Origin of the sequence: Paenibacillus sp. PK3_47 (assembly GCF_023520895.1) — a bacterium.
Classification (GTDB): Bacteria; Bacillota; Bacilli; order Paenibacillales; family Paenibacillaceae; genus Paenibacillus_AQ.
Window position 1 is genome coordinate 5,176,684 of sequence record NZ_CP026029.1, and the last position, 21,607, is coordinate 5,198,290.

The 21,607-nt window shown below is 52.2% G+C and carries 18 protein-coding genes and 1 tRNA gene; 14 read left to right on the forward strand and 5 right to left on the reverse strand.

Annotation, left to right across the window (positions count from 1 at the left end; all coding sequences use genetic code 11):
• Window positions 1-73: 73 nt before the first annotated feature.
• Window positions 74-1,519 (forward strand): DEAD/DEAH box helicase, encoded by a 1,446-nt coding sequence (locus tag C2I18_RS22350; RefSeq protein WP_249897933.1) that lies wholly within the window; start codon window positions 74-76, stop codon window positions 1,517-1,519.
• 1,185 nt (window positions 1,520-2,704) lie between these two features.
• On the opposite strand, the gene C2I18_RS22355 is transcribed toward C2I18_RS22350, so the two are convergent.
• Window positions 2,705-4,423, reverse strand: a complete 1,719-nt coding sequence (locus C2I18_RS22355) for an ABC transporter ATP-binding protein (protein WP_249897934.1) — start codon at window positions 4,421-4,423, stop codon at window positions 2,705-2,707.
• A 218-nt stretch (window positions 4,424-4,641) separates the two neighbouring features.
• Here C2I18_RS22355 and C2I18_RS22360 point away from each other — a divergent pair, with 218 nt between their 5' ends.
• Window positions 4,642-4,749: a YjcZ family sporulation protein gene (locus C2I18_RS22360; RefSeq protein WP_249897935.1), complete on the forward strand. Its 108-nt coding sequence runs from the start codon at window positions 4,642-4,644 to the stop codon at window positions 4,747-4,749.
• A 231-nt stretch (window positions 4,750-4,980) separates the two neighbouring features.
• Window positions 4,981-6,198 carry a CynX/NimT family MFS transporter gene (locus C2I18_RS22365; protein ID WP_249897936.1) on the forward strand — a complete coding sequence of 406 codons (1,218 nt, stop codon included), beginning with the start codon at window positions 4,981-4,983 and terminating at the stop codon, window positions 6,196-6,198.
• A gap of 51 nt (window positions 6,199-6,249) precedes the next feature.
• On the opposite strand, the gene C2I18_RS22370 is transcribed toward C2I18_RS22365, so the two are convergent.
• A complete protein-coding gene (locus tag C2I18_RS22370) occupies window positions 6,250-7,008 on the reverse strand; it encodes a class I SAM-dependent methyltransferase (RefSeq protein ID WP_249897937.1) in 759 nt (252 codons plus the stop codon).
• Window positions 7,009-7,231: 223 nt separating this feature from the next.
• Between C2I18_RS22370 and C2I18_RS22375 the strand changes: the two genes are divergently transcribed.
• From C2I18_RS22375 to C2I18_RS22385, 3 genes are all read left to right on the forward strand, one after another.
• Window positions 7,232-7,315: transfer RNA gene (locus C2I18_RS22375), tRNA-Leu, on the forward strand.
• A gap of 472 nt (window positions 7,316-7,787) precedes the next feature.
• Window positions 7,788-11,246, forward strand: coding sequence for a PAS domain-containing hybrid sensor histidine kinase/response regulator (locus tag C2I18_RS22380; protein ID WP_249897938.1), 3,459 nt, complete (start codon window positions 7,788-7,790; stop codon window positions 11,244-11,246).
• Window positions 11,247-11,363: 117 nt separating this feature from the next.
• Window positions 11,364-11,759: a NusG domain II-containing protein gene (locus tag C2I18_RS22385; protein ID WP_249902203.1), complete on the forward strand. Its 396-nt coding sequence runs from the start codon at window positions 11,364-11,366 to the stop codon at window positions 11,757-11,759.
• On the opposite strand, the gene C2I18_RS22390 is transcribed toward C2I18_RS22385, so the two are convergent.
• From C2I18_RS22390 to C2I18_RS22400, 3 genes are all read right to left on the reverse strand, one after another.
• Window positions 11,752-12,624, reverse strand: coding sequence for a TIGR03943 family putative permease subunit (locus tag C2I18_RS22390; RefSeq protein ID WP_249897939.1), 873 nt, complete (start codon window positions 12,622-12,624; stop codon window positions 11,752-11,754). The two genes, C2I18_RS22385 and C2I18_RS22390, sit on opposite strands and share 8 nt — an antisense overlap.
• A gap of 19 nt (window positions 12,625-12,643) precedes the next feature.
• Window positions 12,644-13,564, reverse strand: a complete 921-nt coding sequence (locus tag C2I18_RS22395; protein WP_481857954.1) for a permease — start codon at window positions 13,562-13,564, stop codon at window positions 12,644-12,646.
• A 100-nt stretch (window positions 13,565-13,664) separates the two neighbouring features.
• Window positions 13,665-14,693: a CobW family GTP-binding protein gene (locus C2I18_RS22400; RefSeq protein WP_249897941.1), complete on the reverse strand. Its 1,029-nt coding sequence runs from the start codon at window positions 14,691-14,693 to the stop codon at window positions 13,665-13,667.
• A gap of 195 nt (window positions 14,694-14,888) precedes the next feature.
• Between C2I18_RS22400 and rpmG the strand changes: the two genes are divergently transcribed.
• The 8 genes from rpmG to C2I18_RS22440 all read left to right on the forward strand — a co-directional run bounded on the left by rpmG (window position 14,889) and on the right by C2I18_RS22440 (window position 21,595).
• Window positions 14,889-15,038 carry a 50S ribosomal protein L33 gene (rpmG, locus tag C2I18_RS22405; RefSeq protein ID WP_249897942.1) on the forward strand — a complete coding sequence of 50 codons (150 nt, stop codon included), beginning with the start codon at window positions 14,889-14,891 and terminating at the stop codon, window positions 15,036-15,038.
• A gap of 59 nt (window positions 15,039-15,097) precedes the next feature.
• Entirely contained in the window at window positions 15,098-16,306 is a 1,209-nt protein-coding gene (locus C2I18_RS22410; protein ID WP_249897943.1) for a GTP-binding protein, read from the forward strand.
• An 886-nt stretch (window positions 16,307-17,192) separates the two neighbouring features.
• Window positions 17,193-17,900: a metal ABC transporter ATP-binding protein gene (locus C2I18_RS22415; RefSeq protein ID WP_249897944.1), complete on the forward strand. Its 708-nt coding sequence runs from the start codon at window positions 17,193-17,195 to the stop codon at window positions 17,898-17,900.
• The gene (locus tag C2I18_RS22420) at window positions 17,846-18,694 is read left to right on the forward strand and encodes a metal ABC transporter permease (protein ID WP_249902204.1); all 849 of its coding nucleotides are present in this window, start codon (window positions 17,846-17,848) and stop codon (window positions 18,692-18,694) included. The genes C2I18_RS22415 and C2I18_RS22420 overlap by 55 nt, the downstream gene beginning before the upstream one ends.
• Before the next feature lie 6 nt (window positions 18,695-18,700).
• The gene (locus C2I18_RS22425) at window positions 18,701-19,933 is read left to right on the forward strand and encodes a metal ABC transporter substrate-binding protein (protein ID WP_249897945.1); all 1,233 of its coding nucleotides are present in this window, start codon (window positions 18,701-18,703) and stop codon (window positions 19,931-19,933) included.
• A 49-nt stretch (window positions 19,934-19,982) separates the two neighbouring features.
• Entirely contained in the window at window positions 19,983-20,252 is a 270-nt protein-coding gene (gene rpsN / locus C2I18_RS22430; RefSeq protein WP_249902205.1) for a 30S ribosomal protein S14, read from the forward strand.
• A 135-nt stretch (window positions 20,253-20,387) separates the two neighbouring features.
• Window positions 20,388-20,807 (forward strand): DUF6157 family protein, encoded by a 420-nt coding sequence (locus C2I18_RS22435; protein ID WP_249897946.1) that lies wholly within the window; start codon window positions 20,388-20,390, stop codon window positions 20,805-20,807.
• A gap of 11 nt (window positions 20,808-20,818) precedes the next feature.
• Window positions 20,819-21,595: a GNAT family N-acetyltransferase gene (locus C2I18_RS22440; protein ID WP_249897947.1), complete on the forward strand. Its 777-nt coding sequence runs from the start codon at window positions 20,819-20,821 to the stop codon at window positions 21,593-21,595.
• Window positions 21,596-21,607 lie beyond the last annotated feature (12 nt).

Here is a 21,607-nt window from a genome sequence, read left to right on the forward strand (position 1 = left end):
GGACCGTGCACAGAAGGAAGGGAGGCGGAACTTTCGCTTTCCCTGGACAAACGCATAGAAGAGGTTGAAGCATATGAGTGAATTGCAGTTTAGAGATTATGCGTTACAAGAGGAGATTATCCGTGCGCTGGACCTTTTGAACTATACAAAGCCTACAGAGGTGCAGAGCAAAGTCATTCCGGCAGCGCTGAAAGGCAAGGATCTGATCGTCAAATCACAGACAGGCAGCGGCAAAACAGCGGCGTTTGCGATTCCGCTCTGCGAGCTGGCGGACTGGGAGGAGAACAAGCCGCAGGCGCTGGTGCTGACACCCACCCGTGAGCTGGCTGCGCAGATCAAAGAGGATGTAACCAACATCGGGCGGTTCAAACGGATCAAGGCGGTTGCCCTGTTCGGCAAGCAGCCCTTTGCCCCGCAAAAAATCGAGCTGTCGCAAAAAACACATATCGTCGTCGGCACACCGGGACGTGTTTTTGACCATATTGAGCGCGGCACGCTGCCGCTGGGCAAGATCAGAACGCTTGTTATCGACGAAGCGGATGAAATGCTCAGCATGGGCTTTATTGAACAGATTGAGCAGATTATCCAAAAGCTTCCGGCGGAGCGTGTAACGATGCTCTTTTCGGCTACATTGCCTGAGGCTGTCAGGAAGCTGTGCCGCGGATATATGAGTGAGCCGGAGGAGATCGAGATTGCAGCGGGCGGTCTTACGACAGCGACGATTGAGCATGGACTTCTTGAAGTGAAACAAGCCGGCAAGTTTGCGCTTCTCTGCGATTTGCTCACAGTGGAGAATCCGGACAGCTGTATTATCTTTTGCCGCACCCAGGATCAGGTGAATGCGCTGTTCCGCGGTATGGCCGATCTGGACTATCCGGTGGACAAAATTCACGGCGGTATGGTGCAGGACGAACGGTTCGAGGTGATGAATGCCTTCAAGCGGGGGCAGTTCCGTTATCTGATTGCGACGGATGTGGCTGCCAGAGGCATTGATATCGAGAACATTACCCATGTCATTAACTACGATATCCCGATGGAAAAAGAGAGCTACGTCCACCGCACCGGCCGCACTGCCCGCGCAGGCAAAAGCGGTAAAGCGATCACCTTTGTTACGCCTAACGAGCACAAATGGGTTGCGGAGATTGAGGACTATATCGGCTTCAGCATCCCGGTGACAGAAGCGCCTGCAGCGGAAGCGGTAGAGCTTGCTGCTCCGGCCTTTGCACAGAAGCTGGGCATACAGCCGGTCCGCAAAAAAGACAGAACCGAAATAATGAACCAGAACATTACGAAGCTGTATTTTAACGGCGGAAAGAAAAAGAAGCTGCGGGCCGTCGATTTCGTCGGCACCATTGCGAAGCTGGAGGGTGTCACGGCTGAGGATATCGGAATCATTACCATCCAGGATAATGTGACCTACGTCGATATCTTGAACGGCAAGGGGCCGCACGTGCTGCGGGCGATGAAGGACACCACGGTGAAAGGCAAGCTGCTTAAGGTTCATATCGCGAAAAAATAGAAGGTTGTTAAGCTGTCTTCCCGGCCGGCCGGCTGGTGAAGGCGGCTTTTTGTCGTCCGGGAGAGCTGTTGTGCCACCAAGGTTACCTAATAAAATAACACCACCCAAGTAACTTAATAAAGTAACCCAACCAAGCAACTCCACCAAAGTAACTCTAACAAGTAACCAGTAATCCAACCCAGTAACCAACCCAAGTAACCAACCCAAGTAACCCAACCCAGTAACCCGACCCAAGTAACCCGACCCAGTAACCCGGCCTAGTAACCCGACCCAAGTAACCCGACCCAGAACCCAACCAAGCAACGACGCCCCGCCCCCGCCGTACACCCAAGTTAAGCCACCACGTCACTCCAAGTAACTATATTATTGGCTAACGGACAGGAGATCCGTTATTCAGCTATAAATTGCAGATTGCACAGGTTAACGGACCCCACGGGCGTTATTTCTGCGAAAAGAGGTTAGTTTTAGAAGAATTACGGCCAATAACGGAACGACGGTCCGTTAGAATGAGAAAAGGCTTCTTTTGGCGCGAATAACGGAACTGTGGTCCGTTAGCCAAACCAAACTGCAGCAGCAACTCAACTAACCCAGCCCAACCCAACCCAACCCAACCCAACCCAACCCAACCCAACCCAACCCAACCCAACCCAAGCAACATAACCCAACCCAACCCCCGCCCCCGCCGTACACCCAAGTAAAGTCACCACGCCATTCCAAGTAACTATATTATTGGCTAACGGACAGGAGATCCGTTATTCAGCCAAAAATTGCAGTTTGCCCAGGCTAACAGACCGCACGGGCGTTATTTCTGCAAAAAAAGGTTAGTTTTAGAAGAATTACGGCCAATAACGGAATGACGGTCCGTTAGAATGTGAAAAGGCTTCTTTTGGCGCGAATAACGGAACTGTGGTCCGTTAACCAAAGCTGCCTCAAGCAAAGCTACCCAAAAACCCTTCAAACCACGCCACCTCCACCCGCCAATGCCACCCACGCCACCCCACACACTAATGCCCATCATCCCAACCCCATCATCCCAATCCCATCACACCGACGCTCCCCTAACACGCCAATGCAAAGCCAGCGCCTTCCCCCGCGCCTACGCACCCCCCAACCCCAAACGCCAAAAACAACCTCCCGCCACAAGCCCATAGGCTGTAACGGGAGGTTGTTATCCTTCCAGTAACTTTAATTAGCGTTATATTGAGCCTGGTACAGCCGGCTGTAAGTGCCTCCGGCATGAACCAGCTCCACGTGGCGGCCTTCCTCCGAGATGCCGTCTTCGTTCACGACAATAATCCGGTCGGCATTTTTGATCGTTGTAAGACGGTGGGCGATAACCAGTGTGGTCCGGCCGACGGAGAGCTCGGCCAGCGACTGCTGGATCGCTGCTTCGGTCTCGGTATCCAGTGCGGAGGTTGCTTCATCCAGGATCAGGATCGGCGGATTCTTCAGGAACATTCTGGCGATGGCCAGACGCTGCTTTTGCCCGCCGGAGAGCTTGACGCCGCGTTCGCCGATGACGGTTTCAAGGCCTTCCGGAAGCCCTAGAATCAGCTCCTCCAGATGAGCTCGTCTGGCCGCTTCCCAAATTTCAGGCAGCTCCGCATCCAGCTTGCCGTAAGCGATATTCTCCCGGATTGTGCCGGAGAACAGGAAAACATCCTGCTGCACAATTCCGATCTGCTTGCGCAGCGCATTCAGCTTCATGTCCCGGATATCCGTACCGTCGATCGAAATGCCTCCGCCTGTCACCTCATAGAAGCGCGGCAGCAGGCTGCAGATCGTTGTTTTACCGGCACCGGATGGGCCGACGAACGCGATGGTTTCACCGGCGCCGACCTTGAGATTGATGTTCTTCAGCACAGGACGCTCTGCATCATAGCCGAAGCTTACATTGTTAAATGTGATATCCCCGCGCAGTGAGCTTACATCTACAGCATCCGGTTTGTCGGCAATATCCGGCTCCGTGTCGATGATCTCCAGATAACGTTTGAACCCCGCGATACCCTTCGGATAGCTCTCGATAACGGCATTGATTTTTTCAATCGGCCGGAAAAAGATATTGGACAACAGAATGAACGCAACAAATTCGCCGATTTCAAGTTCCCCTTTAATGAAGAACCAGGCACCGCAGACCATTACGACGATGGTGATGAGGCGTGTCATCATATAGCTGACGGAGAAACTGACAGCCATCAGTTTATAAGCTCTGAGCTTGGTTTGCCGGAACATTTGGTTGTCGACTGCAAACAGCTTTTTCTCATGCTCTTCATTAGCAAAAGATTGCACCACACGGATACCGCCGACATTGTCCTCGATCCGGGCGTTGAAGTTACCTACATTGCTGAACAGGCGGTGGTAGGTAGAGGTCATATTGCGGCCGAAGTGAATGATCACCCAGGCCATCAGCGGCACGATAATAAAAGTAATAACCGCCAGCTGCAAATTAATATCAGCCATCAGGACAAAAGCCCCGACAAGCGTCATAACGGCGATAAATACATCCTCCGGACCATGATGCGCCACTTCGCCGATATCATTGAGGTCATTGGTGATGCGCCCGAGCAGGTGACCGGTTTTGTTGTTATCAAAAAAGCGGAAAGAGAGCTTCTGGATATGATCGAACATCTTTTTGCGCATATCCGTTTCAATATTGATCCCCAGCATATGCCCCCAGTAGGTAACGATATAATTCATAGCCGCATTCAGGGCGTAAATGGCCAGGAGGGCGATACAGGCAATCAGGATAAGCGGCCAGTCCTGTCCGGGGAGCAGCTCATCAATGAATTTATTCACGGCAACCGGGAAGGCAAGCTCCAGCAGACCGGCTCCTACCGCACAGGTGAAGTCGAGAATAAACAACTTTTTATATGGGCGGTAATAGGAAAAAAAACGACGCAGCATCTCTTGTTCACTCTTTTCTATAGTGTTATGTACTATTCTAGTTGAGATTCATTCTCAACAAACCTTATGCTTAGGATACTAAAGAGGGATACCGGATTTGTCAACCGGAGAAAACAGTTTTATCCAATGTTTACTGTGTGTTTTCTTGCCGTTTCACCCAGTCCTGCAGGGCCGCTATGGCATAACTTAGGGGTATACAAGGCAAAGGAGGGGTTCAAATGAGCGAAAATGTTGGAGGCTACGGTGGCAACGTATTTACTTCCACTGGTGCGATCCTGGTTCTGTTCATCCTGCTTGTCATCATCTCTAAATCTCTCTGGGTATAATTTGAATTTGCCCCTGCAGAGAACCGCCGGTCCTTAGGGCTGGCGGTTTATTTATATTTACATGTCGTCGTCCGGATATAAAATCTTGTGCATCATCGCACACATGAGGATATAATGGGATAATGTGCGCCGATATATAACGTCCCGTGTTACATAGTTACAATGAACCGCCTGTTCTCTGGCATGCCTGGTGCTTGGCAGAGAGACAGGCCGCAACCTGGAGGTACTTGTATGAGCTCGAAGCAGCAGGAACAACACATGAAGAAAACCGGTATACCTCTCGGGGGCCGGCAATCCGGCACTATTTTACTGGTAGTAGGCATTATATTTGTAGCAGCAGCGCTCCGGGCACCTTTCACTTCTGTAGGTCCTTTGCTGGAAATGATCCGCGATGATCTGGGGCTGTCCAACACGCTTGCCGGAGCAATTACTACTTTGCCCTTGCTGGCCTTTGCACTGCTGTCCCCGTTCGCGCCGCAGCTTGCCCGGAGATTCGGTCTGGCCAATGTGCTTATGCTGGCCATGCTGACATTATCCATCGGTATTCTAATCCGTTCCGCTTCAGGGACCGTTACTTTATTTGCAGGCACAGCGATGATCGGATTATCCATTGCAGTCTGCAATGTGCTTTTGCCTGGACTGATCAAGGGAAAGTTTCCTGCACGCATCGGCCTGATGACCGGAATGTATACAGTTTCGATGAACTTATGTGCGGCAGCAGCTTCCGGGATCAGTGTTCCTCTGGCCGGAAGCGCAGGGGTTGGGTGGCGGGGGACACTTGCGCTGTGGTTCATCATTGCCGCACTTGCAACGTTATTCTGGATTCCCCAAATGAAAAGCCTGAATCCTGCAGGAGATGCCGGCGGAGCGAGATCTGCCGGGAAAATGTGGCGTTCGCCGCTGGCCTGGCAGGTCACTCTGTTTATGGGCCTGCAATCCCTTCTATATTACGTTCTGATTTCCTGGTTTTCGGTTATTCTGGGTGAACGCGGGATGTCCTCCAGCCATGCGGGCTGGATTCTGTCGTTGATGCAGCTGGCCCAGCTGCCGTTTACCTTTTTTGTACCGCTGTGGGCAGGGCGGATGAAGAACCAGCGCCTGCTTGTCATTATTGCTTCCAGTCTGTTTGTGCTGGGAATTATGGGCATCTGGCTTGGCAGTACGGCCTGGATGGCGGTGTGGGCGGTTTGTATCGGCATTGCCGGCGGATTTGCTTTTGGCCTGGCAATGATGTTCTTCAGCCTGCGGACCCGCAATACTCAGGAGGCAAGCGAGCTGTCAGGGATGGCCCAGTCAGTCGGATACCTCCTGGCAGCGATGGGGCCGGCGCTCTTCGGGCTGATTCATGACGCCTCCGGAAGCTGGAATATTCCGCTTGCGCTGCTTGCCGCTGCGGGTGTGATGCTGCTCCTGGCAGGCCTCGGTGCCGGAAGGGACAAGCAGGTCTGATAAAGGTTATGCAGCAGAAAGCACCGGAATGAACACAGCTGCCTTCGCGGTTTATAGTTTTATGGCAGATACCCGGATTCTCCGGTAATCCATCACCCATTTGCCGTCCCGGAACAGCTGCGGCTTCAGCTCGCGTACCATGATCGCCAGCACTTCTTCGCGCTGCCCGGCGGTAAGCACACTGAGGATGCCGTCTGCAAAAGTGTTCAGCCAGCGGCCAAAACCTTCCTCACCGCCGGTAAGTGGTGTCGGTCTGTCGTAACAGAGTGCCAGCTGAGGAATCAGTCCGCTCTGTTCCAGCAGTGTGGTGTACCCGGCGATGCCGGGAAAATACCAGGGCAGTTCAAGCCGATCAGCGCATCCGATGGCAGCAAATGCATGCGGCAGCCCTTCGACGACTGAGGCAATATTGCCCTGGCCGCCAAATTCGGCAATGAAGCGGCCGCCAGGCCGCAGGCTCCCGGCAATGCTGGCCGCCGCGCCCTGTGCATCCCGCAGCCAGTGAAGCGCTGCGTTGCTGAAGACAGCGTCGGCAGGTGTCTCTGCACGGTAGTTTTGTCCGTCTGCAAGGATAAAGTTCAGCTCAGGATGTTTGCTGCGGGCGGCTGCAATCATTTCCGGTGAAGCGTCAATACCGGAGACAACAGCACCGTACCCGGCGATCGCTGCGGCCAGGTCTCCGGTTCCGCAGCCCCAGTCCAGGATAACTTCGCCGGGCTGAGGCTTCAGCAGATCGATCAGTGATTCTCCGAACCGGGACACAAACGCCATATCGGTATCATAGGTTCCGCTGTTCCATTGTTGGGTCATGCAATAGACTCCTTTCGGTCAATCAGGAATACTATTGTTGTAACATACCACCGCGTTATAAATGAAATATGTAGATTGGAATAAAGCTGATTGGCTGTGCCTATTGACAGAGGTTTGTAATGCTAACAAATAATTTTCAACTGATTTTAAATTTGCCGTTGCATTCCCTTTGCAAATAGTGTATATTCTTAATTACGGTGATTGAATCACTGATACATATTATGCGGTCGTGGCGGAATTGGCAGACGCGCACGGTTCAGGTCCGTGTGGTAGCAATACCGTGGAGGTTCGAGTCCTCTCGACCGCATCACTTGTAGACAAAAGGCCCGTAATTCACTTTATTGTGATTTACGGGTCTTTTTGTATGTCCAGAACTAGCAGGATTTTCTCCACCTAATCCTACCCTTTTTCATCATTTATGAGTTGTAGTTGGAATTCCTCCTGCTATTCGGGCGGATAAAGGCCTTTAAAGACTCATTCCTTATTTTTAACTGGAGTTTTTCCTGCTAGAATTGTATTTTCGGTATTTGCCCTACAATTTGATGGAGAATTTCCACTTAGGCTGATCTGGACACGCTCCATGAAGTGTTACTTCCTTAATAATGATAATTAACAGGGCTGCTGAAAGTTGGGCTGTCCGGCATCCCTTTAACTTATAGCTGTCTTTTGCTGTGCTGGAAACTCCTGCTATGATAAACTTCATATTAGAGGCCAAGCAGCCGAAATAAAGATATATTGTTTAAAATTTCAAGTCCCCCATTACAGAGGAGGCTATCTCATTGTCCGACACACTATTTGAACTTATATATAAGCGGTCATCTGCAGGATTTGCCGCTGTCTCCGCAGAAGGGGCTGTGCTTTTCGCGAACCCTGCGCTGTGTGCCATGTCCGGCTATACAGAATCCGAGCTTACAGCGCTGCATTGTTCAGAACTTATCCATGGAGAATCCGGGGGAGAAGCGGAACTCAAGTATATATTGGAATATCTCCGGCAGCATCCGGATCAGGATTTGTCCCGGGAAAGACGGCTGATCCGCAAAAATGGCGGTTTCTTCTGGGCGTCAATTCACCTGTTTCTCGCGGCCGGAGAATCAGCAGATGCTCAAGCAGTTGTTATCGCCGAAATATCTGATATTACAGAGCGCAAGCTTAAAGAGGATAAGCATGAGGAGGAGAAGTACCTATATCATCTGATTACGCAGAATACGCCGGATATGATTTCGCTGGGTGATGCGGACGGTACACTTCATTATGTGTCTCCCTCTGTTGAGAAGATGCTGGGCTACTCGTCACAGGAAATGCTCGGCAAAAAACGACCGGAGTTCTACCATGAGGAAGATGCCCGCGAGATGACCGAGAAGGGGGCGATGTACTCTGATCATGATGTATACATCCGCCGGGTGAGGCATAAAGACGGTCATTTTCTATGGATAGAATCCTCATTCCAGGTCATGCGCGACAATGAGGGGAAGGTCAGACAGGTATTAACCATAGCCCGTGATATCACGGACCGCAAAAAATATGAGGACATGCTGGCCCATGCCCAGTTCCTGGCCAGCATGGGGTCCTGGGAATGGGAGGCGGCTTCCCGGAAGCTAATTGTCTCCAAGGAAATGCGCTACATATTCGGCTACATAGAAGACTGCAGCAACCATGCAGTCTTTGATCCCATGCTTATTCAGGCCTGCATAGATCCGGAGGATTTACCCGGAATCAAAGCTGTACTGCATGATTCCGTGAACAAAAGGGAGAAAGCGGAGACCACATTCCGGATTACAGCAGCAGACGGCAAAAGAAGAACAATCGAAGCCCACTGGGAAGTCGTGGCGGAAGGCTCCGGAAGCCGGATGCAGATCAGCGGAGTAGTCCAGGATGTAACCTCTCGCCGTGAGATGGAAGAGCAGCTCCGGGAGAGCGAGCGGAATTACCGGCTGATTTCAGAGAATTCCCAGGATTTCATTTCCCGGAATGCAACCGACGAGCATGCTACTTATTTATATGCTTCACCCATCTGCAGACAGATGTTCGGGTATACGCCGGAAGAGATGGTAGGCTCGAGAGGAATGGATTATATCCATCCCGAGGATGCAGAAAGGGTTCGCGCTTATCTGCGCAGCTGTATGCAGGACATGAGCCTGGAACCTATTGTCTTCCGGTTTCTGCGCAAGGACGGCTCCTATCTATGGGCGGAAACCACTCTTCGTTATTATGACTCCGGATCTGGAGGCGTGACGGAAATGGTCGGCATTACCCGCGGAATCTCGGAGCGTAAGGAATATGAGCTGAAGCTGCTGGAGAGCGAGAACCGCTATAAATCGCTGTTTGAATACAATCCTGCTGCAATCAGTGCAATGGATCTGGAAGGGCGTACCCTCTCGCTGAATGCCAGCCTGCAGGATTTGACAGGTTACTCCCGTCAGAGCCTGATGTTATCCGGCTACAACGAGATTATTGATCCGGACGAGCAGGATTTTGTCGATGAACAGTTTCTTTTGGCGGCAGGCGGCGCAGCACAGACCTTTGAGAGCAGACTGCTGCATAAAGACGGCCACGTGGTGGAGGTCAGCATGATTTATGTGCCGATCATGGTCGATAACAAGGTTGAAGGCGTATTTGCCATTACAAGTGATATTACTGAGCGCAAGCGCCATTTGGAGCAGATAGAGAAGCTCAGCTATGAGCATGCTCTGATCCTGAATTCCGTGTCCGAAGGCATCTTCGGGGTGAACCTGGAGGGACAAGTGGTATTCATTAACCCGGCGGCATCCGCTATGCTCGGTTATGAAGACGGAGATTTGGCTGGAGGAATCGAGCTGCATACCATTGAGCAGGCCTGGCTTGACGGCGAACCCTATCCGGGAGGCCAAAAATCATTGCGGGAATGGGTAGAGGAGCATTTGTCCTATGAAGAGAAGGAGGGGGTCTTCTGGAGACAGGACGGCACAAGCTTCCTGGTAAAATACCGGATGACACCGCTTTTTGATAATGGCGTGCGTAAAGGCATTGTTGTGGTATTCCGTGATATTACGGAAGAAAAAGCAATCGTGCGGGCCAAAGAGTCAGCAGAGCAGGCTGACCGGGCGAAATCGGAGTTTTTGGCTATTATGAGCCATGAGCTGCGGACGCCGATGAACGGCATTATCGGAATGGCAGATCTGCTTTCGGGTACGGAGCTTGATGAGGAACAGGAATACTATACACATATCATCAGTAAAAGTGCGGATCAGCTGCTCCATATTCTTAATGAAGTGCTGGATTTCAGCAAAATTGAAGCCGGCATGATGACAGTGGAGCTGCAATCCGTAGACATCCACCAGGTCATGATAAGTGTGGCCGAATTGTTCTACCCCAGGGTAAAAGAAAAAGGGTTATCGCTGCGCTGTGAGCTGGATCCATCGGTTCCTTCCCATATCGTAACCGATGGAGCAAGACTGCGGCAGATTCTGGTGAATCTGGTCGGTAATGCAGTAAAATTTACCGATGAAGGTGAAGTCAGCATTACTGCGGCGGTAGAATCTTATTTGCAATCCGGTGAAGTGATTCTCAAATTTAGGGTCAAGGATACCGGAATCGGCATTCCTCCGGAGAGCCAGGGGCTGCTCTTCCAATCCTTTTCACAGGTGCATCCTTCCATCAACCGCAAGTATGGCGGAACCGGGCTCGGGCTTGCGATCAGTAAAAAGCTGGTTGAGCTGCTTGGCGGTGCTATTGGTGTAGACAGCCAGGCGGATAAAGGGTCGGAGTTCTACTTCACGATTCAGGCCTCCTGTACTGAAGGGGCTTGCCCGGGGGGGAAGAGAGACCATGAATCCCTTCCCCACAGGCTCAGTATCCCTGACAATGGTTTTGCAGAACCGAGATATGGCCCGCTCTCCATTCTGCTTGCTGAAGATAACATCGTGAACAATGAACTGCTGCAGACTTATTTGAAAAACCGGGGTTATCAGGCCGATGTAGCTCCAAGTGGTGATCTTGCGGTCGAAGCGGTGCTGGCCAAAAATTATGATCTGGTATTCATGGATATTCAAATGCCGGTAGTGGACGGTATTGAAGCGACCAGACAAATCCGCGCAGAGCTGGGGCTGTCTCCGGTCATTATTGCAGCCACAGCGTTTGCGCGCAAAGAGGACAAGGAAATGTGCCTGAAGGCGGGAATGCAGGATTTCATCTCCAAGCCGATCCGTACGGAAGAGCTGGACAGGGTGCTGAAGGAATGGTCGGCACATATACGCAGATAAGTCTGCGGGGGGCACTGCGCAAAGTTTGACAAAATCCTGTGCGCTGTCTATATTTGAATTATTCGTAATAATTACGTTTATATTTCTTCCAGCGAGAGGGTATTGTCATTGAAGACTATGAAACGCGGCGATTTTCTGATTATTATCATCGTTCTGCTTGTGGCAGGCTCCATTTACGGAGTGAAGTGGTGGGACAGCCGCAATGAAGAGTATGCTCAAGGTGACCTCCAGGCAGTTATAAGCATCAACGGGGAGACTTACAAGACAGTCACATTGACCAAAGAAGAGCAGATTATTGATATTAAGACCAAGTACAGCAGCAACACGCTCAAGGTGTATGATTACGGGATTCAGATGACGTATTCTGATGCCCCGCTGCCGATTGCGCTGGAGATGGGCTTCATCTCGAGACCGAAGCAGCAGATTATTTGTGTTCCTTGCCGGATGATCGTGGAAGTCCATAACCCCAACAAGTCCATCCATGATGATGAGGAGCTGGACGCGGTTATTTAACAGCTCCTGCGTTTTGGAGTTGTTCCCAGGCGGTAATGGAATCGGCACTGGTATATACGTATGGTGTGGAGGGCTGGGGAACCGGCGTAAGGGTTTCAGGTGTGATCCCGATGAGTTCCCTCCCTTCATGTGTCACAATTTCAAGCTTGCCCCGGACCTCAATCCAGGTATCGGCGGGCAGGCTTATTTGTGCTGCCGGGTTAAGCAGAATGCCAAAAGGGGTCGCGTCCGCAGTGCAGCACTGGACGAGGAAACGGCTGACAGCGTAGGAGGCCTTCCCTGCTGACGTCCCTTCGCGGTAAAGAAATCCGGTTACGGCAATTTCTTTGCCTTCGAACTGTTTTTTATACAGATCAATCGCCCCGAAGGTCTCGGAATAGATTTCCGGATGGACTGTTATTACGGGTTCTGCATGAAGCCTGGCCGCAAGCTCGGCGAATTCAGCCTCGTAAGGATTCGCGGCGGTGAAGTTCTCTTTGCTCTCCTGCTCAGACAGATTGTAGGTTAATGCGATGCCTTTTTTGGCGGCTGCAGCGCTGCCGAGTGCGCGGTCGGGAAGCAGAAAGCCCAGCAGCATCGGGAGCAGGAACAGGCCATATAACGCGCTGCTCCGGAACATTGAGCCGGGAAGGCGGTGCTCGCAGTCGCACAGGGCGCTGCTTTTGCCGAACAAAGCCTGTATGCCGAGGCTGAGAGCCATCAGGGCGAGCGGAACCGGACACAGCCGGATCCAGCGTGCCAGCTTTGGCGCGACATAATAATGCAGCGCTTCCTGCTGCACCAGATGGCCGATATACAGGGCGAAGAGCAGCAGAATGACTGCCCTCAGCAAATAGTGGAATCGGATAGCGCCGGATTCATTCATCCCGCTGTCCCCCTAACGGTTATAACCACATCGAAGCCAGCACAGAGCCGATAAAGACTGTACTGAAGATGAGGAAAAATAAATAAAGTGCAAATTTAGTTTTGAACAGTGACAAAAGCATCAGCGAGTTCTTGAGATCAAGCATCGGCCCCAGCACCATGAAAGCCAGCAGCGAGCCGGAAGGAAAGGTATGCAGAAAGGTTGAGGCGACAAAAGCATCGGAGGTTGAGCACAGCGACAGGACAAACGCAAGGCCCATCATGAACAGATATGAACCAAGAGGCTGTCCCCCTATGGCCGCCAGACTGCCGTGGTCCATGAAGGACTGGATGCCGGCGGTTAACAGGCAGCCGATAATGAGATATTTGCCCATTTCGAAGAACTCGTCCGATGTATGCACGAAAATGGCTACCAGTCTGCCCCCGGGTGTATTCCCATGATGGGGTTCAAGGCTTTCCCGCGGGATGGAGAGGCGCAAGGGTGTTTTTTTGACGGTGGCGTAAATAATGAATCCGATGAGGGCAGCAACAGCAAAAGCCAGTCCCATACGCGCATAAGCCAGTCCCGGATGAGAACGGAAGGCTGTAAGTGTAGCGCCATAAACAACCGGGTTAAGCACGGGTCCGGATAGAATGAACACCACCGCAACATACAGCGGCATCCCTTTGTGCATCAGCCTCCGGACCAGGGGAATCATGCCGCACTCACAGACCGGAAAAATAATGCCGAGCATACAGCCGGCAAGGATAGCCGGAACCGGATGGCGGGGAATCCAGCGGGAGATGGTCTCGTCCGGTACAAATACCCGCAGCAGGGAGGACAGCAGCGCGCCGAGCAGTACAAAAGGCATAGCTTCCAGCAGGATGCCGATAAATGATGTTTTGAACGTGTCCATATACGCATTGTTCAGCAGCTCAGGATGCTCCGGCAGCCAGACCATCCCGAGAATAATCAGGAAGACAGCGGGAAAAAGCAGCGGCAGAATTTTGAAGGGTGACAAGATAAACAAGGCTTGAGAACGCTCCTTCCCGGTCAGAGTCTTATTGAAACAGCGCTGTCCAGCGCTCCGTCAGCTGAGCCTCATTCAGATTCAGGCCAATGAACACAAGATAAGGCAGGCCGGGATAACGGGAGGGTTCCCACTCCGTCCGGTTACCGGCAAATTGGACAAGCTGAACCGATTCCTCGCCGCTAAGGCGTACATGCCCTTTGGCCCGCAGCAGTGTATCGCCCCATTCCCGGAAGAAATTTTCCAGCTGACCGCTGCTGATCCCTTCTTCACCTGAACGCGGGAACGTCAATGTAACTGCAGATACCTGGGAATAGGAGGCTTCCCGTTCCGTGTCCGCTTCCTGAAGCGCTGTGCCGCCCCGGCTGTACCCGGAGGCTGTCCGCTTGAGGGCTGAACCGTTGACATTGCGGGAGATGCGCTGTGCTGCTGGACGGGAGACACGGGGGCTGATTCCGGCCAGCAGGGGAGCGAGGTTAATCTCACTGTAATGGGTAAAGACAATCTCGGATTCTGCGTTATATTTACGGACCGTTTTTTCAATCTTCCACAGGGTTTCCTGCTCCACCAGATCGCTTTTGTTGACGATAATCAGGTCACCGCCGGTCAGCTGTTTGCGCAGTGTACGGACAAGCTGCCTGTCGGCCGACAGCCGGCTGTTGTACTCCAGCATATTTTCGGCATCCACGAGTGTAATGGTGTAGTGCAGCGCCAGATGCTCGCTTAAGCTGATGTCCTGCAGGGAACCTGCTATTTCTTCGGGATCAGCCACCCCGGTAAGCTCGATAAAAATAATATCCGGCCGCTTGGCCATAAGTGCGTTCAGGCTCCTCGGCAGATCCTCCCTGCGGCTGCAGCATACACAGCCATCCAGCAGCTTTTCCACACTTGCACCAGCATGCTCTTCCAGAATATAACCGTCCACATCACGTTTTCCCAGCTCGTTCATCACTACGCCGGGAGTAAGTCCTCTGGCTTTACTCTCCTTTAGCAGCGTGAGCAGGAGGGTTGTTTTGCCGCTCCCCAAAAATCCGCTTAAGATCATCACCGGTATCTTCATAGTCCACACTCCCGTTCCATTCTTGCAACAGCAAGGTTCATATTTTCATATATCCATCTATACGTAAGGCCTGTTCTGTAAAGAACCGTAAATTAAGAGAGTTGAAATTATTTGGAATAGGCTGTTGACAGAAGGAGAAGCTTACGTATAAAATGTGTAAATCGTAATAATTACGAATAAAAGGAGATGTCCAAGATGAGAGTTACTGTAACTTTGGCCTGCACAGAAACAGGCGACCGCAACTACACCACCACCAAGAATAAGAAAAACCAGCCGGGCCGGCTCGAGATGAAAAAATATTGCCCGCGTCTGAAGCGGGTTACACTGCACCGGGAGACCCGTTAATAAACAGGGACAGCGGTTCAAGCGAGCTTCTATATTTCTAACACTAAGGAGATAAAATTATGAAAAAAATACCTGTAACCGTACTAAGCGGCTATCTCGGTTCCGGCAAAACCACGCTGCTTAACCATATTCTGCACAACCGTGACGGTCTGAAGGTGGCTGTCATTGTCAATGACATGAGCGAGGTCAATGTGGATGCGAACCTGGTGAAATCGGGAAATACGCTGTCCCGTACGGAGGAAAAGCTGGTGGAAATGTCGAACGGCTGCATCTGCTGCACGCTTCGTGATGATCTGCTGCGTGAAGTCGGCAATCTGGCGGCGGAAGGCCGGTTTGACTATATTCTGATTGAATCCTCAGGCATCAGTGAACCGGTTCCGGTAGCCCAGACCTTCACTTATGCCGACCCAGACCTGGATATTGACCTTACAACACTGGCCAGACTGGATACGATGGTCACTGTGGTGGATGCCAACCGTTTCTGGCATGATTTTGCTTCCGGCGACAGCCTTCTGGACCGCAATACCACTGCAGGTGAGGGAGATACGCGGGACATTGTGGATTTGCTGATTGACCAGATTGAAACCTGTGATGTGCTGCTGCTCAACAAATGCGATCTCGTGGAGGAACGGGAGCTGAACAAGCTTGAAGCCGTACTCCGCAGACTGCAGCCCGGCGCCAAAATCATCCGCACTGTAAACGGAGTGGTGGACCCCAAAGAGATTTTGAATACCGGCCTGTTCGATTTTGAGAAGACAAGCATGTCTTCCGGCTGGATCGCCGAGCTGAACAAGGAAGAGCATACACCGGAAACGGAAGAATACGGGATCACCTCTTTCGTCTACCGGCGCAGAACGCCGTTTCATCCCCAGCGGCTCAGCTTTTTCTTCAGCAATTGGCCGGAAGAGGTTGTGCGGGCCAAGGGACTCGTATGGCTGGCGGCCAAAGGGGATCTTGCCGGGAGCCTGAGCCAGGCGGGGCCCTCCATCCAGTTCGGCCCTGCCGGTTATTGGCTGGCGACTTTGCCGGAGGAGCAGCAGCTGGAGGTACTGGCCTCAGAGCCGGATGTCAAAGCCAGATGGGACGGGAAGTGGGGCGACCGGATGAATGAAATTGTATTCATCGGCATTGGCCTGGACCGCGCGGCTGTCGAAGCCCGGCTTGACAGGGCTCTGCTGACCGAAGAGGAAATGGGTGAGGATTGGAGCCGGTTCAACAATCCGCTTCCCTGGCCGTCCGAAGAGCTGCTCGCGGCGGCGCAGGAATAGGAAAGACTTGAGCGTGTAACAGCGAAAATAGCGGGCCGGAATCAGTAGAGGATTCCGGCTTTTTTAACCGCAAAAGCAGGCCGGCTACAGGGTAGAGGCGGTGAGTCCCTGTTGCGGCGCAGTACATTTATGCCTCCCGGCGTTTGGTGCTCGGCCCGTGGAGATGGCTGGCTGTTGGAGCCAGGTTGGCTAATGGAGCCGGTTTACCTGATGGAGCTAATCGCCTAATGGAGTTAATCTGCCTGATGGAGTCAATTGCCTAATGAAGCCGGTTTGCCTAATGGAGTCAATCTGCCATACGTAGCCGGTTAAACTTCTGGAAGCAGTCAACTTTCCGGGGCTTTTGCAGCCGTTGCTGGCTCCAAAAACATTGCATTCGCGGGCTAGTTGGATTTCCTCCATCTAATTTCAGTAAATAACATCATTTACGATAAGTAATTGGAAAAACTCCATCTATTTCGGACAAAATCTGCCTCTGGGGCGGAAAATGGTGCAATTAGACGGAGTTTTTCCCACTAATCTCGTTATCTGCTTACTTAGCGGGAAATTAAATGGAGAAATTCCACTTCGATGGATCGGCATGCCCTAGGAAACGTCACTAAAAGAGAATTATTAATTAATAAAGTAGTAATAATTACGATTAATTTCCCTAAACGGGTTTACAAATAGTAATTATTACGATAAACTCATTGGAGTTAATGCGTAATGATTACGAATTATGATTTACGAATTACGGATTACGAATTATGAATTATGAATTACGAATTATGATTTGTAAATTACGAATTGTGATTTGTGAATTACGAATTATGATTTGCGAATTACGAATCACGGATTACGAATCACGAATCACGAATAAACCGTTATTGGAAAGAAGGTTATTTCTGTGTTGCTCTCGTCCATGCGTGATGTGGTATTCGGTTACGGAGACGAACCGGTTATCGAATCGCTGTCGCTAGATATTGAAGCCGGGCAGTTCATTGGAATCACCGGCCCGAACGGAGCCGCCAAGACGACACTGCTGAAGCTTATGCTCGGACTGCTCCGGCCCTGGAGCGGTACAGTTACACTGAACCGGGAAGTTTCCCGCGGAGGCAAGCTTGCAGTCGGTTATGTGCCGCAGCAGGTGGCATCGTTCAATGCAGGGTTTCCCAGTAAAGTGATCGAGCTGGTCCGTTCCGGCTGCCACTCCCGGCTGGGGCTGTTCGGCCGGTTTACGAAGGAGCAGGAGAGAATTGTCGAGAACAGCCTCCGGCAGGTGGACATGTGGGAGTACAGAGACAAGCGGATTGGGGAGCTGTCAGGCGGACAGAAGCAGCGGATCTGTATCGCCCGCGCCCTGGCCCAGCAGCCGCAGGTGCTGGTGCTGGATGAGCCCGCTACTGGAATGGACATTGCCAGCCGGAAAGGCTTTTATGAGCTGATGCGTCATGATGTCAGCGTACATGGCCGCACAGTCGTTATGGTGACACACAGCCTGGAGGAAGCGGGACCTTATCTGGATACGGTCATTAGCCTTGAACAACAAGAGCAGGAGGGCTGGACATGCTTGGTTACGAATTCATGCAGCGCGCATTTTGGGCCGGGGGCCTGATTGGCCTGATTGCCCCGCTGCTCGGCGTGTACCTGATGCTCCGCAGACAGGTGCTGATGGCTGACACGCTGTCCCATGTATCGCTGGCAGGGGTGGCGCTCGGTTCTGTGCTGCAGTTGAATCCCGCGCTCAGCGGCTTTCTGGTTGCCGTCACCGGAGGGGTAATCATCGAGCAGCTTCGCCGTTCTTACCGTACATACAGTGAGGTTCCCACAGCTATTATTATGACTTCCGGGCTTGCGCTGGCGGTTGTGCTCATGAACCTGAAGCAGAATTTGAGCAAGAGCTTCAGCTCCTATCTGTTCGGCTCCATCGTAGCTGTGAGCAATACGCAGTTAATCCTGATCGGGCTTGTGGCGGCTTGCGGCCTCATTTACTTCATAGTCCTGCGCAGACCGCTGTACAGCCTTACTTTTGATGAAGAAACAGCCAGCATCAGCGGCGTGCATACAAAGCTTCTGTCCTTTTCGTTCGCAGTACTTACTGGGATGACCGTGGCTGCTGCCATGCCGGTGGTCGGCGTGCTGCTGGTATCCGCTCTGATCGTTCTTCCGGCTTCAATAGCACTGAGAGTTGCCTCTGGCTTCACCTCCGCCATCGTCATCTCAATGCTTGCCGGCCTGACCGGGGTATTCAGCGGACTGACAGCCTCTTATTATATCAACACGCCGCCCGGAGGCACCATCGCCCTCGTCCTGCTGTTCCTGCTGCTGGTCGCCATGGCTCTGCAAAAGCTGATCACCTTAAAAAAGCGCCGCAGCAAATATACGATTTCACTACAGAATAGGAGCTAAGCCATTATGTTGAAATTCAGAAACCGTTACCTTGCCGCCTTGTCCCTGTCCGCCCTGCTGATTGCCGCAGGCTGCGGCAGCGGAAACAATAACAGTGGCAGTGCAAGTCCTTCTGCCGCTCCGGCAGGCAGCCCGGCTGCAGAAGCAACCGCTGCCCCCCAAGCGGATAAGCTGGATATCAAAGTCAGCTTCTATCCGATGTATGAATTTACCAGGAATATCGCCGGAGATCTTGCCGATGTAGAATCCCTGGTTCCTGCCGGAACCGAGCCGCATGACTGGGAGCCTTCCGCGCAGGATATGGCCAAAATTACCGATGCGGACGTGCTGATTTACAATGGTGCAGGCATGGAAGGCTGGATCGGGCAGGTACTCGAAGCCGCTTCCGGCAGCAGTCTGGTTGCTGTGGAAGCCAGCAAAGGTCTGGATATTATAGCCGGGACAGAAGAAACCGCGCATACCCACGAAGGTGAGGTGCATGCCGAAGAAAGTCATGACCACGAGCACGGAGAGGAAGGTCATGATCACGATCATGATCACGCTGCCGAAGAAGCTCATGATCATGAGCATGATCACGCAGCCGAAGAAGGACATGATCATGAGCATGATCATGCTGCCGAAGAAAGTCATGACCACGAGCACGACCATGCTGCTGGAGAAGAACACGCCCATAGCCATGAGGAAGGAGAGCATGCTCATGACCACGACCACGGCGGTCTGGATCCTCACGTGTGGCTGGCACCTTCCCTGGCCATCCGGGAAGTCCGGACCATTGAAGCTGCATTGTCGGAAATTTCTCCGGAGAACGCCGCTGCGTTCAAGGCTAACGCGGATGCCTACGTGGCCAAGCTGGAACAGCTGGACCAGGACTTCAAGGCAGGGCTGCAGAACGTCAAACGCAAAGATTTTATTACACAGCATGCCGCCTTTGGTTATCTGGCACGGGAATACGGGCTGACCCAGGTGCCGATCGCCGGTCTTTCCCCGGAACAGGAGCCTTCTGCGGCGCAAATGGCGGAAATTGTGGACTTTGCCAAGGAGCATGAGGTGAAAACCATCTTTTTTGAGACGCTGGCCTCCTCAAGTGTTGCCGGGACCATTGCAAAGGAGATTGGCGCCAAGACGGCCGTGCTTAATCCTATAGAAGGCCTTACGGAAGAGGAGCTCAGCAGCAACCTGGACTATATCGGCGTGATGCGCCAGAACCTTGAAGCCCTGCAGGCCGCTTTGAACGAATAGCTGAAACCAATATAACTATATGAATAATGGAAAGGATGAAATCTCATTTATGGCCAAGAAATCGAAGGTAGTGAAAGAACTGAAGAGACAGGAGCTGGTCGCCAAATACGCGGACAAGCGGAGAGAGCTGAAGGCACAGGGGAATTATGAGGCCCTCCGGAAGCTTCCGAGAGACTCCTCGCCTACGCGGCAGAAGAACAGATGCGCTGTATCCGGCCGTCCAAGGGGATATCTGAACAAATTCAAAGTCTCCCGTATCGTATTCCGTGAATTGGCACATAAAGGGCAGATCCCCGGTGTCACCAAATCAAGCTGGTAATAGCAGCAGATCATCAAACGGCTGGTTCTTCCGGGAGGAGGGACGGCCGTTTTTGGCGTTCGTGCAGGTATACGGGGGACATTTTCCGAAATTACTATAGAAGTAAACAACTAAGCCGCCAAGGAGGTATGCCGTTTGAGTTATACGGATACATTCATCCGTGTTGCCGAAGACTGTCCCGTGGAGACCGGGGTGATTCCCGTATCCGCCCGTCCGCTCCCGCCTGCACATGTGATTCAATTCGGGCTGCTGGCCGCTGCACCTTATGCATACAACCATGAAGAGCTGCTGTATGAGGTTCATGTGCGCCATAAGCAAATTCCGGAGGAAGAGCAATTGACCCGGAAATCCGAAATTTGGGGAGAATTGTTTTCTAAAAGCCACCCCTGTCTGCGGGCCTCCATGCTGCCCAAACGTTATGGCTGGGGCGTGCACTATAACAGAGAGGGGAAAATCGCCCTTTATGCCAAGGAATCTCCAGAGTATGACCATTTTACCAGCGGAAATGCTGCCGGAATTACACTGCTGAATGCAATGCGCAGCAAACGGCGCTAAGGAGGAAGGAAATGCATAAGCGGATTGAAGAAATCTCACTAAATACCTGGCCGGCTGAGCAGAGTCTGCTGCTGGAAGGCTGGGTTCTCCGCACAGCGGCAGGTTATACAAAGCGGGCCAATTCGGTTAATCCGCTGTACGGTCCTGATTATGAAGCGGCCGAACCGGAGCTGAGCCGCAAAATCAGTACAGCCGAGCAGTATTATTCGGCTGCGGGGCTGGACACAGTATTCAAAATGACTCCTTTCACCCAGCCTGCAGGATTGGATGGCATTCTGGCAGGACAGGGATATATCATTGCTGAACCTTCGTCAGTAAGGCTGCGCGGACTGGACAATCTGCCGCGTCCGTCCGGCAAGCACGAGCTGATGATTACAAATAAACTGACGGAGGAATGGCTTGAGGCTTTTGCAGAACTGACCCGTCTGAAGCCGGAAAACCGGAATACGCTGCGGCGGATGCTGGCTGCTTCTTGTTTGCGGCAGGGGTACGCCCTGCTCCTTAAGGAAGGGGTTCCCGTTACATGCGGTCTCGGAGTCATAGAGAGTGGAATGGTCGGCCTGTATGATATTGTAACGTCCCAGGCTCACCGCAGGCAGGGGCTGGCGCAGGAAATGCTGCTGGGACTGCTGCACTGGGCGGGGGAGCAGGGAGCAGACACCGCTTTTTTGCAGGTAGTCCAGGCGAATAGCGGAGCTTCCGCCTTATACGACAAACTGGGGTTTAAGGAAATCTATACGTACTGGTACAGGATCAAAGCCCGGTTACAGGATGTATCCTTTAAATGAAGAAAGGAAGAA